The organism is Malaciobacter sp. (assembly GCF_055140965.1).
The window spans coordinates 1-19,277 of the sequence record NZ_JBSRRO010000021.1; the positions used below are offsets into that span (position 1 = coordinate 1).

General features: G+C 26.3%; 13 protein-coding genes and 1 pseudogene. 5 read left to right on the plus strand and 9 right to left on the minus strand.

Annotation, left to right across the window (positions count from 1 at the left end):
• The first annotated feature begins 150 nt into the window (after positions 1-150).
• Genes ACTCCZ_RS07510 through ACTCCZ_RS07525 form a run of 4 tightly spaced genes read left to right on the plus strand, consistent with a single transcriptional unit; the run spans position 151 to position 6,208 of the window.
• The gene (locus ACTCCZ_RS07510) at positions 151-1,329 is read left to right on the plus strand and encodes a hypothetical protein (protein ID WP_079577478.1); all 1,179 of its coding nucleotides are present in this window, start codon (positions 151-153) and stop codon (positions 1,327-1,329) included.
• 1 nt (position 1,330) lies between these two features.
• A complete protein-coding gene (locus ACTCCZ_RS07515; RefSeq protein WP_079577479.1) occupies positions 1,331-1,897 on the plus strand; it encodes a condensin complex protein MksE in 567 nt (188 codons plus the stop codon).
• Complete coding sequence (locus ACTCCZ_RS07520) at positions 1,887-5,594, plus strand: ATP-binding protein (protein WP_079577480.1); 3,708 nt, start codon at positions 1,887-1,889, stop codon at positions 5,592-5,594. Before ACTCCZ_RS07515 ends, ACTCCZ_RS07520 begins: the two co-directional genes overlap by 11 nt.
• A complete protein-coding gene (locus ACTCCZ_RS07525) occupies positions 5,594-6,208 on the plus strand; it encodes a hypothetical protein (RefSeq protein WP_079577481.1) in 615 nt (204 codons plus the stop codon). The genes ACTCCZ_RS07520 and ACTCCZ_RS07525 overlap by 1 nt, the downstream gene beginning before the upstream one ends.
• A gap of 65 nt (positions 6,209-6,273) precedes the next feature.
• On the opposite strand, the gene istB is transcribed toward ACTCCZ_RS07525, so the two are convergent.
• Both istB and istA read right to left on the minus strand, forming a co-directional pair.
• Positions 6,274-7,089: an IS21-like element helper ATPase IstB gene (gene istB, locus ACTCCZ_RS07530; protein ID WP_196778250.1), complete on the minus strand. Its 816-nt coding sequence runs from the start codon at positions 7,087-7,089 to the stop codon at positions 6,274-6,276.
• The gene (gene istA / locus ACTCCZ_RS07535; protein ID WP_079577482.1) at positions 7,086-8,594 is read right to left on the minus strand and encodes an IS21 family transposase; all 1,509 of its coding nucleotides are present in this window, start codon (positions 8,592-8,594) and stop codon (positions 7,086-7,088) included. The genes istB and istA overlap by 4 nt, the downstream gene beginning before the upstream one ends.
• A gap of 118 nt (positions 8,595-8,712) precedes the next feature.
• Between istA and ACTCCZ_RS07540 the strand changes: the two are divergent.
• A pseudogene (locus tag ACTCCZ_RS07540) lies at positions 8,713-8,991 on the plus strand (DUF7281 domain-containing protein); the annotation flags it as partial.
• A 112-nt stretch (positions 8,992-9,103) separates the two neighbouring features.
• On the opposite strand, the gene ACTCCZ_RS07545 reads toward ACTCCZ_RS07540, so the two are convergent.
• From ACTCCZ_RS07545 to abc-f, 7 genes are all read right to left on the minus strand, one after another.
• Complete coding sequence (locus ACTCCZ_RS07545; protein WP_079577484.1) at positions 9,104-11,554, minus strand: ABC transporter permease; 2,451 nt, start codon at positions 11,552-11,554, stop codon at positions 9,104-9,106.
• The gene (locus ACTCCZ_RS07550) at positions 11,548-12,210 is read right to left on the minus strand and encodes an ABC transporter ATP-binding protein (protein WP_196778251.1); all 663 of its coding nucleotides are present in this window, start codon (positions 12,208-12,210) and stop codon (positions 11,548-11,550) included. The genes ACTCCZ_RS07545 and ACTCCZ_RS07550 overlap by 7 nt, the downstream gene beginning before the upstream one ends.
• On the minus strand, positions 12,210-12,818 hold the full coding sequence (locus tag ACTCCZ_RS07555; RefSeq protein ID WP_079577486.1) for an arylesterase: 609 nt from the start codon (positions 12,816-12,818) through the stop codon (positions 12,210-12,212). Before ACTCCZ_RS07555 ends, ACTCCZ_RS07550 begins: the two co-directional genes overlap by 1 nt.
• A 70-nt stretch (positions 12,819-12,888) precedes the next feature.
• Positions 12,889-15,282, minus strand: coding sequence for an HD domain-containing phosphohydrolase (locus ACTCCZ_RS07560; RefSeq protein WP_079577487.1), 2,394 nt, complete (start codon positions 15,280-15,282; stop codon positions 12,889-12,891).
• A gap of 115 nt (positions 15,283-15,397) precedes the next feature.
• Positions 15,398-16,657: a GGDEF domain-containing protein gene (locus tag ACTCCZ_RS07565; RefSeq protein ID WP_079577488.1), complete on the minus strand. Its 1,260-nt coding sequence runs from the start codon at positions 16,655-16,657 to the stop codon at positions 15,398-15,400.
• 12 nt (positions 16,658-16,669) lie between these two features.
• On the minus strand, positions 16,670-17,113 hold the full coding sequence (locus tag ACTCCZ_RS07570; RefSeq protein WP_079577489.1) for a GatB/YqeY domain-containing protein: 444 nt from the start codon (positions 17,111-17,113) through the stop codon (positions 16,670-16,672).
• A 32-nt stretch (positions 17,114-17,145) separates the two neighbouring features.
• Positions 17,146-19,104 (minus strand): ribosomal protection-like ABC-F family protein, encoded by a 1,959-nt coding sequence (gene abc-f, locus ACTCCZ_RS07575; protein WP_079577490.1) that lies wholly within the window; start codon positions 19,102-19,104, stop codon positions 17,146-17,148.
• Between the last annotated feature and the right edge of the window lie 173 nt (positions 19,105-19,277).

A 19,277-nucleotide genomic window follows, 5' to 3' on the forward strand; every position in this document is an offset into this window, starting at 1 on the left:
GATATATATACCTTATGTTATTGTTATTAGACCGAATGGTTTACAAAGTGAGATAAAAAAGAATATTGACAAATATATAAAAATAAGTGAGTAACCTAGTTTTGTTATTTACTTATAATATAATTTTATAAAATATGAATAAGAGGATAGATGACAACAAATATTAATCCTAAGGAATTTATTAAAGCACAAAATGAAGCAAAAGAAGCGATAATTGATGCTCATTTTAAAGGTAGCATTGAATATGTCGAAAATATGCCGTATTATGATGCTAAAAAAAATAAAGATTTATCTTTAGTTATTGAAAAACTTATCGATTTCAATGTATTTGACTATGATGAATATTCTTATTCTTTATTACTTAGTGACGATTATAACGCACATTTAAAAACTTATACAGATGTAAATATCAAAGATATTGAGGAAAAACAAAAAAACATTAAAAAGCTAATTCGTGATATTAATATTAAAAGAAAAGATAATCAGTTTTATTCAAATGAGATAAAAAGAATAAACTCTACATTGAGAAGTATTAAAAAGATAATTTATAGAGTAATAGAATCACTTAATGAAAAAGAGATGAAGTTTAAAGCAGAAACAAACTTTGAAGTTAAAAAAGCTAATCTATATGATTGTAAAGCTGATTTAACAGCACTATCTGAAGCTGTTAGTAATACTGATAAATTTCTAATAGAGTATAAATCATATTTTGTAGATGAACTTGGCAATGATTCAATTTCTTTTCATATTAATCAATTAGCTCACTATATACATGATGTAAGAGAGAATATAAGAAAAACATTAAATGAATTATCAAAATATTTAATGTATATTGAAAAAGAAGCAAAAAAGATAGAAAAATTAAATCATCTATATAAGATGAAAGTAAATGGAGAATTATTTGAAAAGAGTAATATTGAGTCGGTCTTAACAAGGTTAGAAAATGTAGCTGATTCAATAAAAGTAAGACCACAATATATGAATGACGAAGTACTAACAGAATCAATTGTTAGTATTGCAAAAGAACAATATAAATCCAAAGATGACAAAAATGAGAAGAGTGAAGCAAGACCTGATCCAATAAAGTCTAATGATAAAAAAGTTTCAAAAACAAAAGTTATATTAAGTACAAAAAAAGTTTATAAAAGCTTTATTAAGCAGGATTTAGACTTAGCATCATTTTTGAAACAGAAAGATTTAGATAAAAAGCAATTTTTATCAATTTTCATTAGGCTTACTTTGCAGTATAATAAGTTTTTATCAATATCTAAAGACGATATTGTAGAGCATAAAGGTATTAGATTACCGCATATTATAAAAAGGGGATAAATTGGATTTATTGCAATTACAAGAATACAAAGATATTTTTCAGGTGATTGAAGAGTGTAGAGTAAATGGTAAATTCATTAATGAAAATAGTTCAGATTATAAAATTAAAGAAGCATACAATTTTATATACCAATATAAGCAAGATGTAAAAGATTATTATAGTATTATAGGATATACATTAAGATCTGATACAGGCTTTTTTTATTTTATTATTGATATTTATGAAAATATTCCCAAACCTTATTGTAATGGTTATGTTGACTACATTGATATATATAGATTTCTAAAATTATTAAATAGTGATATTGGCTCATCAGATACTGGTCCGTATAGTGCAAGTGATATGGAAACTAGGTTAAATGGAGATATAGAATTAAAAGCAATGATTGATAAAATGAGTTTTTTAAAGAAAAGATCAACAAACCGTGAATCTATAGATTCAATCATCACAAGATTAAAAAGTGATGGTTTTGCTGAAAGTATTGGTAATAAAGAAGAAGAGTTTTTAATACTAAGATCATTTAAATTCATAGAAGATATTATTGAGGATGTTGAGTATGAGTTATAATCAATTAGGATTAAAAGAGTTAAGGTTTATAAATAGTGGACACTTCCCTCATGAAAGAATAATCATTGATGATTTTACCTTGCTACTTGGTAGTTCTGGTGTAGGTAAAACAACGGTTATGAGTGCTATATGTTACTTTTATACAATGGATAAATTTAAAACTAGACCTATCCCAAAAGAGAAAACTTTTTATGATTGGCATATTGAGGGTAGTTACTCTCATTTGATTTATGTTTATGAAAATAAAATAGGAAAGAATCTTCTTTTATTAAGTAAAGAAGATGGAAAATCAATCAAACATATTTTTATAAATATACATAATTTTCAAGAAGACATAAGTATTTTATATCTCGATGAGAACAATCGAAGTTTAAATCTAAAAGAGATTTTGTCAAATTGTTTAAAGCATGGTTTAACATATTATAAAAGTGAAACTGTTCCTACTTTTAGAAAAATGATGTGTAGAAAAAGCTATAAAATGTTGCCAAGTAAAGATAAACCTGAGTTAGATTTTTCACTATATGATAGTGAAGAGTCTGCAAGTTTATTTGGTAAATATTTATTTAATATATATTCAAATTCTTCAGTTAGAGATAGAGGTATTAAAGATATGCTTATTTCTTTAATTGGAGAAAAAGAGTACTCTTTAGATATATCAAGTTTTAAACATAAGTTAGATGAAGCCTTGAAAAATGTAGAACATTTTGAATTAATAAAAAAAAGAAGAGATAAAATACTAGAACTTGATGAAAATATTGTTTCTTATAGAGCATTATGTAGTGAAATAGATAAAACTGTTTTTGAACTTGAAACAATGTCTTATAATAAAGATAGAATAAGTGAGGTAATAGAAACAAAACATCTAGATTTATATGCTCAAGAGAAGATAGAGACTGAAAAAAGCGAAAAATTGTCGAAAGAATGGGATAAAAAGTCTACTAATTATAACGATCAAATTGCAGAACTTAATAAAACTATCAAAAGTAATGAAACTACATACAATAAATTTATTGATGAATATAAAATTGAAAGATTAATAGAAGAAAATAGCAAACAAAATAAATATGAAGAACAGAAAAAAAATCTAGAAATCAAAGTAGTTGCAATTTCTAGTAGTCTTGAAGAGCTTGATACTAAAGAGGAAACAGAAAAACAAAAAGAAAGAATTTCTTTAAATAGCAAAAAAGAAGAAGAAAAAATACAACTAGAAGAAAAAAAAGAACAACTTGCAGAAGAAATACTACAATTATCAAAAGACAAAGAGGTTAATCTTAAAAATAGTATAAATGCATTTGACGAAGAAATAGAACTAAAAACAGCTGAGTATAATCAATTAGATAAAAAAATATCAGAAGATGATACTACATTAAGATTATTACCATCTCAAAAGCTAGAGAGTAATGCTTCTATAAAATTTGAAAAAGAGATTAATAGATTAATAACTTTAAAAGACTCGATTGAATCAAACATAAAAGTATTAGAGAGTGAAAAGTTAGAACTTGAAAAACAAAGGGATGCTAGCTTTGATGAGCTTAATAAAAAAATTCAAGATGAAGTTAGTCAATATAATGATAATAAAAGTAAGGTAAAAGAGAAAATAGAGTTAGTTAATAAAAAATTAGACATTGGAAAAAACAACCTTTTTGGTTTTCTAAATAAAAACGAAGTTCCAAATAAAAGAAAGATTTTAGCTATAGCAAATGATGAAATTTTATTTGAAGAAAAGAACTTTACATTTTCGCTTGAAACTAGCAATGATAATTTTTATGGTTTAGTGATTGACGGTGATATTGAAACAATAGCAAGTAAATATGATATAGAAACCCTTGAGAATAATAAAACAGCACTTCAAAAACAACTAAATGAGTTGGTGTCAAATCATACGGTAAGATATAAAAGACTTGAAGATAATCTAAAATCTTCATCTAATAAATTTAAAAAATTAATAAAAGAAAAGTCAAGAGAAATTTATGACTTAAGTCCTAGAATTAAAGATTATGAGATAAAAATAGCTAATGAGCAAAGAAGACTAGATGAAGAGATAGCACGTCTAAAAGATGAAAATGATAAAAGAATAATTGAAACAAAGAAGCAACTTCTAAAAGACAAAGAAAGATTAACTACTTTAAAAGAATATATCTCTACTAAGAAAAGAAAAAAAGATACTTTTATTCAAGAAATAAATGCAAAATATGTGGAGAAAGAAAAGGATTTAAATGCTCAATTTTCAGAGTGTAAAAATAGCATTAAATTGATAAATAAAAAATATGAAAACCTTGTCAAAGATTCAGATAAAAGGATACATGAAATATATAATGAAATAAAAAGAAGTCAGAATATTGATACTGATGAACTTGATTCTTATCATAAGACAATTAAACAATTAACAAAAACTATAAAAGAAATACAAGATAATAGAGGTTTAGTTAAAAGATATACTGATGAAGTATTACCTAATTATAATCAAATCCCTTTATTAAGAGAACAGTTAGCTCAAATAAATAAACAAAGAACTGAAGATAAAGATTATTATGAAAAAGAATTAAGAGTTGTTGGTGATGTGTTAAAACAATTAGAGGATTCTATAAATATTTGGAAATCTCATGCCAAATCATTTAAAGATTTTAAAAATGCATTATCTCAATTTGAAATAACTAGTAATATAAACTATGATTCTTATATTGAGGAAGAGGTTATATCTTTACTGAACACTAAACAAAATATTACTCTTTTAGAAAGATACAAAACTCTTGAAATACAGCAAGATGAAAAAGAAAAAACAATTAAACTTGATACCAGAAGAATTGTTGATGATATTCCTAGTGATAATATGATGAAGCTCAAATCAAAATCTGATATAAATAGTTTCGATGATAATATCGAACAGTATATTGTAATTGCAAAATCATATGCAGACTTCATCAAAACAAAATTTGATATTGAAGGAACAAGCTTACAGTTACATATTCTAATTGAAACTATAAATGATGCAGTTAGTAAAATATCACATATCAAAGGTACATTTGATAGTATTGTAAAAGATGTAAATAAAATTAATTCAACTATTAATGATGGTATTATAAATATTACGGTGATTGATTTTATCAAGTTAAATTTTAGAAATACAGGTAATGATGAAATTGTAAGTAGAATTGAAAATATAGGTGATATGTTAAGTGCAAATATGCTTATTGGCTATGAAAATAGTGAAAGATCAGAATCAGTAAAAGATCAATTAGTAAAAATAGCTCAAAATCTTCAAATAATATTAGAAAGAACATTTAAAAAGAATATTACTGTTTCAGATATAAGTACATTAACTTTTGATGTAAGTGAAAATAACCAAGTTACAAAAGGTATAGCAACATTAGATAATATAGGTAGTAATGGAACATCTATAATGGTAAAAGCAATTATTTATATTACATTATTGCGCATGGTTACAAAGAAATCTGCCAATAGTGAGAATATAAAATATCATTGTATTATTGATGAAATTGGTCAAATATCTGCAGATTACTTTACTGAACTTATGAATTATGCAAAATTATTGGATTTTGTATTTATCAATGGAACTGCTGCAAATGATGACGATATTATTGATGCATATCCTAGAATATATATGGGGACAAGAGAAAGCTCAAATCATGTTGAACTAAGCCTTATTGATGCACAAGATGCTATGGATGAATGGTAATGGCTATAAATATTAATACAAGAAACTTTATATCACTAAAAAAACTTTTAAAAGATGAATATATATTAAAAAAAGAGATATCTTCTCAAAAACTTATAAATTCACTTAAAGAGTGTAATGCAATAGATATAGATGGAAAGCCACAATGTATCTATTTAAAAGATATAAATACTTTATTTGCAGTTCTAAAATCAAATGGTTATAACATTAATTATATAGAGGATATAGACTATTTTATTGAAGAAAGTGAAAAATCAAAAAGTCGTGATGAAGTAGCTGAAAAATTTTCAGATACTAAAAGAGTAGAATCTAAAAGTTTTAATGGACTTATGGTTAGTGTATTTGATAAAATAGAAGTTACTTTAAATGGTGTTAGACAATATATTTATCCTATAGAAGGTACAGGCTTATTTATTCATTATAGTACTAAGTTAGAATTGGATAATGATATTATTTTAGTAGGTGTAGAAAACCCTCAAGTTGTTTGGTTTATAAATAGATATAGATACTTTTTTAATCAAGATAAGCAATATATATTTTTATCTCTTAGTGAATTCAAAACTTCCTATCAATACAAGTGGCTTGAGTCTTTTAAAGGTGAAAATTTTGATTGAAATTTGACCCACTTTTTTGAATAAAAATGACCCACCTGCAGATTAAAATTGTAGCGTAAATATTTTTAGTTTTTATCCTCCTTCGCTTGTATTTCCCTTTTTTTATTTAAATTTTTCATTCTCCATGATGGACCGTTTATTAAAAATGGATGAGAATGGTGAAGAAGCCTATCTAAAATAGCAGTTGCAATTACATCATCATTAAATATTTCTCCCCATTCTTGGAACTCTTTATTTGAAGTGATAATTGTTGCAGCTTTCTCATAGCGTTTTGAGATAAGTCTAAAAAATAGTGATGCAGATTCTTTATCAATATCTAAATAACCAATCTCATCAATAATAAGAAGCTCTATTCTAGAAGCTGATTCTAAATAGTCTGTAATAGTATTTGTTTTATTAGCTGCAGTTAATTCATTAGTAAGCTCTTCAGCTGTTATAAATTTTACTCTTCTTCTTTGTTTAGTAGCTTCAAGTCCAAGAGCAATTGCTAAATGGGTTTTGCCAACACCAGGTGCTCCTACAAGTAATACATTTTTTGCACTATCTAAAAAACTTAAATTAGCTAACTCTCTAATAAGTTTTTCATCTATTTGAGGTTGAAAGCTAAAATCATACTCCTCAATTGTTGCCATATAAGGAAATCCTGCTTTTTTAATTCTAGCATTTACACTTCTATCAACCCTATCAATTACTTGTTGTTGTAAAAGTTTATATAAATACTCTTGATAAGATATTTTTGTTTTAGCTGCATCTAAAGCAGCTTGTTCATAATTATCTTTTACAGATGATAAAGATAACATCTTACAGTAATTCTCAATATTTTGTTGCATTGATCCACTATCTATTATTACAGGCCCTGAGTTTCTTAAGTTCATACTCATATTCTATACTCTCCTAAATCTCTTTTTATATTCTCTTTTGGTAGTTTTATATTAAACAAGTTTAACTGCTCTTGCTTAATTTGCTTATGATTAGTAATATGACCTTTTATAATATTAAAATTATAAACATTTAGAGCAATACACTCTTCCATTGCCATAATACAATCTGTATCATCATAATATTCAAACAAGTTTGCTATACGATATAAATGATTACTTGGCTTTATTCTTTTTTGTACTTTAACATTATTTATAAATTGGTGGATATTAATATAGTTGTTAAATCTTTTTGTGAGTCTATTAATTGAAACTGCTTGAGAGTCAAATTTATTTGTTCTATATCCTTGAAAGTGTTCTTTATTTATAATAACTTCACCTTTACCTAAATTCATTGTATGAGTAGCAATAAGCTTATTTCTACTTGAATAAACTTGTAAGGTAGTTCCATAAAGTACTCTTATCCATACCTCTTTACTTGTAAAGTAATGAGGAACTGAGTATTTGTTTCCTTTAAAGGAAATAAGACAATCTGAAGTTACCTTTCTAAACTCTTCTTTAAAGCCAACATATCTTTTTATTTCTCCTGTTATTGGGTTTATTGGTAGAGGTTTTAAATAATTTATCTCTTCTTTTTCATAAACTGTTTTTGCAATTTGTTTTGTGGTCCCATGAATCTCAAGATTATGTTCATTTTGAAACTGTTTTAACCTATTTCTTAAATCTTCAAAGCTTTTAAATTCATTACCTGTTATAAAATGTGTTTCAAGATAACTAAATGGTGATTCTACTTTTCCTTTACTCCATGGATGTCCTGCTATACTTCTTGTTGGTTTTATTCCATAAAATCCACACAAGTGTAAAAATCTTGAATTCCATATTAAATTATCACGACTTGCATTAGTTACAAATACACTTGCATTATCTACTTGTATTCTTTCACATACTCCACCAAAGTATATAAAACTCTCTTCTAAAGCAGTATATACATCACTTCCTGTTACATTTAAGCTAACATCATAATATTTATAACGGCTATATCCCAAAATTGTTAAATGTACATTTATTTTTACTCTTTGCCCACCAATAATTACAGTATAGGGACTCCAATCATATTGCATCTGTTCACCTGCTACTGTTTCATAACGCATATATGCATTAGGAGAACTTTTTACAACATCATCTTGTATTGGTTTTAAAAACTCTCTAATATATGCATAAAGTGCATACTGACTTCCCTTGTAACCTTTTGATTTAATATCTTTTAAAATTCTGCTAGCTTTTAGATTTTTCTTTAAAAATGATTCTTTAATAAAATCAACAAATGGAACAATATGTTCATTTATCTTTTTTTCACCTCTATTATACAAAGGTAGTTCATCACTAGCTAATGCTTTTTTTACAGTATTTCTACTGATACCTAACATCAAAGCTATTTTTCTAGTTCCTAGGTTTGGATTTTTCTTTTTTAGGTTTTTTATTGTTATCCAATCCTCCATACTAATCATCTCCTTTTACCTTTCATCACTATTTATTTATGATAAAAGATTATGTTTTTTTAGTTTAGAGGTGGGTCAAAAGTTTACAAAATAGTGGGTCAATTTTCAGTCAAAAAATTCAAAAGGAAAGTATATTCATTTTGGAGATTTTGATTTAGCAGGTATAAATATTTATCTTAACTCTATACTCCCTAGGCTTAAGAACTGTAAGTCACATTCTTTTTTGATTCCTGAGCATATTTATAAAATAATGGAAAAGAAGAATTATAAAAAAGATTATTCGAATCAAACAAGATATTTAAATATTGAATCAAAAGATGATGAAAAATTAAAGGAACTTATAGATTTCATAAAAAATCGAAAAATCACACTTGAACAAGAATACTTAAGTAAGTCACCTAATTAGCTGACTTACTTAAAATATAATGTGATAATTTATAATTAGGAGTTATTAATTTCTAAGTATGAATTAGTGTAGCCGAAAAAAAAGTATAAGTTGAGTTTTTTAACAACTCCTACTATTCACCAAAAAGAATGTTCTCTTTTTGGTGAATCATTTTTGAAGTAAAAAAGCTAACTATTAGTATGGTTAGTGCGGGAATAAAGAAAAAATATAGTAAAAGAATATCGGCTCTAAAATTCCAGTATGATTCAAAGAGTATGGTACTTATAATATAAGAGCCTATGCTTCCTAAAACTATTCCTAAAGTACTTGCACCAAAAGAGATAAGACCAAACTCTATTAAAAAAGAGTTTCTAATGGTTTTATTTTTTACTCCAATCATTTTTAGTCTTAGTATATTGTTTTTTTGTAAATTCATTTGGTATTGAATGATAATAAAACTCATAAGAAGACCAACGATGATGGAATATAAGCTCATCTTTTCAGTTACATTAGTGACATTTTTTACAAGGCTTGTAAAAGTTTCAAATAGATTTTTTACATCTATAACAGTTAAGGTTGGAAAAAGATCTGTAAGTTTTAAAAGCATACTTGAGGCATCATAATCTCCTGTTGATATTGTGGCTAAAATAGTTTTTGGTGCATCATCAATTGCTCCTTTTTGTAATATCAAAAAGAAGTTTGGTACAAATTCTGTCCAGTTTACTGTTCTTATATTGACTACAACTGCTTTTAGTTTTAATCCTAAAACATCAAATACAAGAGTATCTCCTAAGTTTATTCCTCTTCTATTTGCATATCTTTCTTCAACACTTACTTCTATTGGTTTTGAAAAATCTTTTGAGTTATAAACTCCTTTAAACTCTCTACCTTGAACAATCTCTTCACTATTTTTTAATTTTGTTCTATATGAGAGATTAACAGCTGTATTCTCAAGCTCTTCTTTATTGTTTATTTTTACTACTCTTCCCCTAATCATGGGTGAGATGTTTTCTAATTTTGCATTCATGCTATTAACTGCATTTTTAATATCTTTAATTTGCTCTTCTTTTGCATCTATAACAAAAAAGCGAGGTCTTTCATCAATACTTTGAGTTAAGGCAGTTGATAGTGATGAGCCTATTTGAGGGATTAGACTAAAAAATGTTGTACATAAAACAATTGCAGTAAATAAAGTTAATGATGTTTTTCTTTGTCTAATAATATTTTTCAAGGCTAAAGATAATGATAAGTTTTCTAAATGTCCTACAAAATCAAATCTTTTTAAAATAAATGAGCCAATTGTAAAAAATAAAATAATAAGTAAAAGCATTGCTATAGCAAATATAAGTCCTACATTTTTACTAGGTGTTACAAAGTGTGATATAAGTAATAGTAGTAAAACAAAAGGAGTAAAACTAAAAATAGTTTTAGAAAATGATTGTTTTTCTCTTTGAAGTAGAGGTAAAATCAAAGGAAGTCCTATACTTAAACTTAAAAGTAATAATACTAATGAAGATTTCAAGAAAAAGTAGTAATCCAATGATAAATTAAAATTAAAATCTATAAGTTTTTCAAGTATTGGACTTATAAATTGTGCAGATATTGCCATAAGTGAAAAAACAATAATACTTGAAATTGTTATTAGTACAAATAGATGAAGGATATATGTAATTGCTAAATTTTTTTTGCTCAAACCCAAATCACTCAAGATTGTAATATCTTTTTGATGTTTTCTTAAAAAACCTGAATATAAATAAATAAGCCCCACAAGTCCTAAAAAGAACGAAACAAGAGAAACTAAAGATAAAAAGTCTGTAAGGAAGTTTAAAACACGCAATAGACGGTCTTTCCCATCATTTGGAGAGAGTACTCTTAGATTTTGTTCAATACTCTTTTCTAATTTATTTTCAATTTTTTCCAATGTGTCATTGTCTAGATTATCTTGAAAAAGAAAGTTTAGTTTGTATCTAGCAGTAGAACCAAACTGCAAAAGCTCTGTTTTTTCTAAGCCTTTTTCACTTATATAAATTTTGGGCATGAAACCAGAAAAATTTATTGTTTTTAAGCTATCTTCTTCAATAATTTTTTTTATGATAAAGTTTTCTTTACCTATTTTTACTTTTTCTAAAAGTTTTAAGCCAAGAAGATCAATAACTTCTTGGGAAACCCAAATTTCATTTGCTTTTGGTAAAGGTTCACCTTTTGGATAGATTGTTTTATCTTTAAAAACCAATCCTCCATAGTAAGGATAAGACTCATTTATTTTTACAACTTCCATTAGTCTAGCTCTTTTAGATGAAGAGATCATACTAATAGTAGAAACTCCTTGTGAAAAATCTTTTATTTTTGGAAGTTTATTTTTTATGTTTTCTATTTGTTGTGGTGTTATAGGAAATCTTGAAGATACCACAAGATCAGAACCAAGTAATATTTTTGCTTTTGTATCTAATGAGCTTTCCATACTTCCTTTGAAAAACTGTAAATAAGAGAGTGATGCTATGGCTAAACAAAAGTTTAGTATAAATATCAAGCTAAAAGATTTTGAGCGTGCAAGTGCTTTTGAAACAAGATCCAATACTAGCATTTAGTCAAATCTCCCAATACAAGTTCATAAGTCTCTTCACAACGTTTTGCAATATCTTTTGAGTGTGTTACTAAAATCAAAGTAGTGTTGTTTTTTTTGATTAGTTCAAAAAGTTTATCCATAACAGCAATGCCTGTTTCTTCATCTAAGTTTCCACTTGGTTCATCTGCTAAGATTATTTTAGGATTATGAATAAGTGCTCTTGCTATTGCAACTCGTTGTTTTTCACCACCACTTAGTTGTGAGGGAAGATGATTTAATCTATGCTCTAAGCCTACATCTTTTAGAAGTTCTATAGCTTTTTCTTTTGGATTTGAAATACCACAAACTTTTGCAGGAAGCATTACATTTTCCAAAGCATTTAAGTAAGAAACTAAATGAAAATTTTGAAAAACAAAACCTATATTTGAAGCTCTAAAATCATTTAATTGGCTCTCTTTTAAATCTTTATAAGAAACTTTATCAAGAATTATATCTCCATTATTTGGCTTGATTATTCCTGATATCAATGAAAGTAGTGTAGATTTTCCACTTCCTGATTTACCCATAATAGCAACTGTTTGTGCTTTTTGTACTTGAAAGTTCAAATCTTGAAAAATATCAATTGTTTCTAAACCTTGAGAGTATGATTTTTTTAGTGATTTTATTTTTAACATTATAACTCTTCCTTTAAAAACTTATAAACTTCTTTTGCGATATATTTGTGTCCTTGAGCATTTGGATGAATTCCATCTGATTGATTAAGCTCTTTTTCTCCAGCAACACCATCTAGTAAAAAAGGCATACTTTTAAGTTTGTATTTATTTTTTATCTCTTCATACATCTTTTTAAAACGCTTTGAATACTCAGGACCATAATTAGGAGGTATTAGCATTCCTGCTAAGAATACTTTTGCATTTGATTTTTGTGCAAACTCTACAATCTCTTCAAGATTTTTTTGACTTTGTTGAAGATTTAGACCTCTTAATCCATCATTTGCTCCAAGCGCAATAAATACTATATCCGGCTTTCTTTTTAAATACCATTTAAGTCTAGATAAACCATCACTTGTAGTTGAACCACTTACACCAGCGTTTATAATTTTGATATCTTTTTTTAGTTTTGTTTTAATCATATTTTCCACTAAGTTTGGAAATGCATCTTTTTGTGCAACTCCTAAGCCTTCTGTTAGTGAATCACCTAAAAAAAGAATTGTTTTAGTATTTGAATTTGCACTTACAATTTGCAAGGCGATTAAAAATAGAGTTAATATAATTTTCTTCATGCTTGATAATATCCCAAATGATAATTTTTTTTATTAAGATAAAGTATATAAAGAAAAAGTTAACAGAAGTTTAAGACTTGATGTATAAAGATATATCCACTTCATCTATTTGTTCTTTTTTTAAATATTTTTGAGCATACTCTTTATATGCGCCTGAGCTTAAAAATAGTCTAAAAATATCTTTATCAATATGTTCTTCTTTTACCATAAAACTAAGTATACTAATAGCTTCACTTAATGTTTTTGCTTTTTTATATGGTCTATCTGATGCTGTTAAAGCTTCAAAAATATCAGCAATAGCCATGATTCTAGCTGGGATTGACATGTCTTGTTTTTTTAATTTTTTGGGATATCCTGTACCAATAAGAGTTTCATGATGTGCTCCTGCATATTCTGGAACTCTTTTTAAGTTGTCACTAAAAGGAAGCTGTTCAAGCATAATAATTGACATCATGATATGTTCATTGATTTTGTATCTTTCTTCATTTGTAAGTGTGCCTTTTTTTATACTTAGATTATATACTTCTCCTAAATTATAAAGATTTTTTGGTACATCAATTTTGAAGTTATATTTATCATAATCTTTAATGTCATCTTTATTTCTTTTTATTATATGCTCTTTTTTATCACTTAATAAATACTCTTTGCATGGAGTTTGTATTTTATTTTTATCTAATCTTGACTCTTCATCTTTTGATAAACCTATTGTATTATCAAAATATCTTGTCCATTGTTTTTTTGATATTTGTTTAATTTTTTCTATATCTTCATCACTCATAAATTCAGAACCAATATTTGCTTTCGCAACAATTTTATACTCTTCTTGTAGATTATTTAACTTCTCTTTTAAGAGGTTTTCTTCTTCTTTTTTATCTTTTTTATCTAATATATTTTTGTACATTTGTATAATCATATCTCTATAAATAACTTCAAATCTAGTTCTTATTTCATGGATTCTATTATATATTGTTTCAAGTTTAGTAGCTTTATCAATAACATATTCAGGAGTAGTAACTTTCCCACAATCATGCAACCAAGCAGCAATACTTAGTTCTCTTTTTTCATCTTCATCTTTAAAAATAAAATCTTTAAATATACCTTCATTGCTTTGATGTGCCTTATTTGCTATTAACATAGTAAGTTTTGGAACTCTTGCACAATGTGCACCTGTGTATTTTGATTTTGCATCAATAGCACTTGCAATAAGTTTGATAAATGAATCCATTAGTTCTTGTTGTTTATTTTCATACTCTTTAAGAGCCTTAGACATATTTACAAGTGATTTTGATAGTTCATCTAACTCTTTTATATTTGTATTTATATCTTCTACTTTTGTGAATTCTCTTCTTAATATTTTGTTATTTTGTTCTTCTAATTTTTCTATGGGTGTTACTAAAATTTTTGTTGAGTACCAAATAAGAGGAATAGTAAAACTAAGAAGAGCTAAAGTCATCAAAAATGAGTAGTAAATTCTATTTGTGTATGGCTGCATAATAATATCTTGTGGTACTGTAATTAGAAGATAATCTTTATTTTTATAAATTGATTCAATTTTAGAAAAATATATAAAATAATTTATATCATTGATTTTCATGCTAAAAGATTTGTAAGCTATTTGAGTATTTATTATTTTTGTTATTTTCTCTTTTAAAGTACTATCAATCTTTTTATCTTTTATATTCTTTCCTGCTTTTGAGATTATTTTCATATCTTTTTTTATCAAGTATATTCCTTGTTTATCAATATGAATTTGTTTTTGAAGAAACTTATCAAGACTTTGAAGTGATAAATCAAGACCAATTACAGATTTAGTACTAGTAACCTTTTTTGCATAAGTTACTCCAAAATTATCTAAATTTGTAAATAAATATGGCTCAGTTCTTATTATAGAATTATCCTTTATTGCTTCTTTGTACCAAGGTCTTGAAGTAGGGCGGTAACTTGTTTTACTTTCTATACTTCTTATTTGTATTAAGTTTTTGTTTAGATATTCATCATATCTTACATGAGTTCCATTTTTATCATAAATTTTTACTATAAGCCATCTTTCTTCTTTATTTGCATTATATTTTTTTCTTAGTTTTTCATTTATATTTAGATTTATTACTTCATAAAAAGTATTATCTTCATGACCTACATATAAAGCATAGATATGCTTATTGTTATTTAATGCAGTTGTGATAAGTTTCAAAAGAGGGTGGCGTTTATTTTTTTGTGGTGTTTGTTCTATTTCTTTGTAAAGTTGAAGAATTGATATTAAGTCATTGTGGCGTTTATCTAAATTTTGTAGTCTATCTTCAAGTTTTTCAGAGATTTGTGAAAAATTATCTTTTGTTGCATTTTTGGCTAAATCTAAAGAGAAATTATATTGTAAAAGTAAGGTTATAGATATAACAGAAATTATTAAAAATACCAAAATAAATGAGATTGTAGGTCTAATCTTTATGTAAAATTTCTTTTTCATAATAGCTTCTTTTATTATTTACACTATTTTAACATAATATAAACAATAAAAGTATATAAAACTATAAAATTATTTCTAAATTATAAAATTTAAGAAAATAAGAATTAATCTTACTTTATATGACTGTATTATCTTCAAGTATAATTTTATTTCTACCTTCTTCTTTTGCTTTATATAAAAGCATATCTGCTTTTTGTATTGCACTATCATATGACTCATGGTCATTTCTAATAATAACTCCAGCTGAAAAAGTTATTTTTATTTTTTTATTTTCATAGATAAAATTATTTTGTGTTACTATACTTTTGATTCTTTTTAGATATTTTAAAAGTTCTCTTTTTAGGTTGAAATGAATTATAGCAATAAACTCTTCTCCTCCATATCTTCCTACAATATCCATATCTCTTGTATATTTACTTAAGATTTTTCCAAAAGTAGATAGTATCATGTCACCACCTGCGTGACCATATTTGTCATTGATTGCTTTAAAGTGGTCTATATCAAAAAATACTATTGCATATTGTGTATCATTTCTTTTATAATTTTCTTCTGTTTTTTTAGCTTCATATTCATATGCTTTTCTAGTAAGTAAGCCTGTTAAATGATCTTTTAAATTCTCTTCTTTTGTTTTAGAAAGTTGTTCTTCAAGTGTTTTTACTTTATCTTCAAGCTCTTGAACTTTATCTTTTCCAGAAGATAATTTTTCCCCTACATTTGTCATCTCATTTTCTATTGACATTGCTGCATTTATAAGTTTACTTTGTAGTGTTGTTAATTCTTTGATTCCATTATTTGTAAGATTTATAGCTTGAATTTCATCTTTTATATTTGATACTTCAACACCACTATCTCCACTACTTGAAATAGCTTCATTTAAGTGTTTGCCCATAAGTGTTACAAGCTTTGCAATTTCTGCTGTTTTTTCTTGAACTACTTTTTTATCAGCTTCAAATCTATTTGTGATGAAGCTTTGCATCTCTTTTTGAATCTCTTCTTCAAAAAGTAGCGCTGGAGAGTTTCCTATTTTTACAGAAAACTTTGTTATCTTATCATCTAAACCAATTGAAATAGATGGTGTCATAGATTCTTTAAAAAGTGATGTCAAAGTTTTTAAGTTTTTTGTAGCAACTCTATTTAAAAGTATGGGAATCATATCTTCAAAAGTAGTTATATTTTTACTTTTTATCTCTTCTTGTTCTTCATTATTTAATCTACTTACTAATTCTTTAAATTGAGTGCATTCTTTCGCATTTAATTTATACTCTTTAGCAATTATACAAAACTCTTTATGATACTCATTTGGAGTTGGTTCAATATTTTTTATAAATAGATTTTTAATAGTTTTTTTTGCTACTTCTTTGATATCATTTCCCATAATATAATCCTCTTATGATAAAAGTTTTTTTACTATTTCATTGATTCTTTTTCCATCTGCAACTCCTGCAAATTTCTTTGTTGCTGTCCCCATAACTTTACCCATATCTTTGATACTTTCTGCTTTTACTTCTGCTATTATGTCTTTAATTCTAGCTTCTAATTCTGCATCATCTAGTTGTTTTGGTAAGTATTGTTTAAATATATCAATCTGCTCTTGTTCTTTTTGAACAAGCTCATCTCTTTGTGCTTCTTTGTATTGAATAATAGCTTCTTGTCTTTGTTTAATACCTTTTTGAATAAGTTTTAAAATATCTTCATCATTTAGCTCTTTTCGTTCATCAACTTCAATTTGTTTAATCATTGTATTTATTGCTCTTATTGAGTCTCTTTTTACTAACTCTTTTGCTCTCATTGCATCTTTTAAATCAGCTTTTAATTGTTCTTTTAAACTCATGAAAATCCTTATTTTTTGTTTATTATATCTTTTTATGAATTAAAGCTTTCTATTAGTTCTTCAAGCTCTAAAAATCTTTCTACTTTTGTTTCATAGACACTTTTTACTTCTTCTAATTCTTGTGATACAACAACAATACCTTTTTGTTCATAACATTTTGGATTTGCAAGGCAGTTGTTTATCTCTTCAATTTTATTTTCTAACTCTTCTATCTCATTTGGTAGTTTATCATATTCTACTTGATCTTTGTAGCTTAGTTTATTTTGCTTTTTTGGTTGAGATTTCTTTTTTTCTTCATTTTGACTTGTCTTTTGAAGCTCTTTTTCATACTCTTCTAAATCTTTTATCTCTTTTTCTACTTCAAGATACTCTGTATATGGTTGATAACTCTCTTCAACTAATCCATCAATTCCTCTAAATACAAATAGTTTTGTAGCAATTTTATCTACAAAATATCTATCATGACTTACAAATATAAGTGCACCTTGAAAATTTTGTAAATACTCTTCTAAGATATTTATTGTTGGAATATCCAAATCATTTGTAGGCTCATCAAGTATCAAACAATCATAATTTTTTGTAAATAAAAGTGCTAAAGCAACTCTGTTTTTTTCTCCACCACTTAATAATCCAATCTTTTTATCAAGATACTCTCTTGGAAATAAAAAGTTTTTCAAGTATCCAAATACATGCATATTTCTTCCATCATCTAAAACAACTCTATCTCCACCATTTGGACAAAAAATATCCATAATTGTTTTTGAATCATCAAGCATTTCTCTGTGTTGGTCAAAATATCCAATAGTAAAATCACCCTTTTTAAATCTACCTTCATCTACTTGTAATTTTTGTGTAAATAGTTTTAGCATTGTTGATTTTCCAGTTCCATTTGGACCAACTATTGCAATAACGTCTTTTTGTAAAATTCTTGTAGTAAAATTTTTGATAAGAAGTTTATTTCCTAAAGATTTTTTTATTTTATCTAGTTCAAAAAGCATTTTTCTTTTGTTTTTATTTTGACCCTCTGGTGCATTAAACGCTTTTTGTTCTCTTTGAAGTTCTAAAGACATCTTTTTTATTTGTGCAGGGTTTGATTTTGCTTTTTTCTTCAAATCAAAATATTCTGATTTTCTTCTTTCATTTCTTTTTCTTCTAGCTGTAACGCCTCTTTGCATCCAATGGGCTTCTCTTTTTACAAGTCTTATTAAGTTTTCATGCTCTTTTTGCATGTTTGATAATAACTCTTCTTTTTGAGCTAAATAATCACTATATCCACCATTGAATTTTCTTAGGTTTCCGTTTTCTATTTCAACAATATTTGTAGCAATATTATCAATAAAATATCTATCATGAGAGATAAATAGTAAAGTAAAGTTATTCTTCATTAGAAGTGATTCTAAAAACTCTACCATATAAACATCAAGGTGGTTTGTAGGTTCATCTAAAAGTAAAACATCAGGTTTTTTAAGTAGTAAGGTTGCAAGGCTAACTCTTCTTTGTTCTCCTCCACTTAAAAGATTTACATCTTTAAATTCAAACTCTTTTAATTGAAACTCTTTTAAGACTCTTTCAATCATATTGTCCAAATCCCAAGCATTGTGAAAATCTATATAAGTAGCCAGTTTACTTTGCTCTTTTAATAAATCATTGTTTTCATAATCAATTGCAAGTTCTTGTGCAACTTCTTCATATCTTTTTTTTGCTTCGTTTATTTCTGTTAGTTGTTGCTCAATTGCTTCTCTTACTGTAAGCTCTGGTTCAAACTTTGGTTGTTGAGCTAACATCTCTATTTTTATAGATTTGTCAATTGATTTTTCACCAGAATCTACTTCAACCTCACCCATAATAACTTTAAGTAAAGTTGACTTGCCTTGACCATTTTGACCAATTACCGCAATTCTTTGTCCAGGTGTTAAAGTAAAGTTTACATCTTTTAATATTACTTTTGTATCGTATTGTTTAGTTATGTTTTGTAAGTCTATTAATGCCATGTATTTTTTAGTTCTCCCGTAAAATCGGTATTCTTAGAGATTTAAATAGACCTGTAAAACACGAAAAAGTATCGTAAATCATAAAAATATGATACATTTGCACAAAATTTGATTTTTGTATCATAAACTTACAAGTCTATACATATATTTTTATTCTATTTTTCTCTGTAATA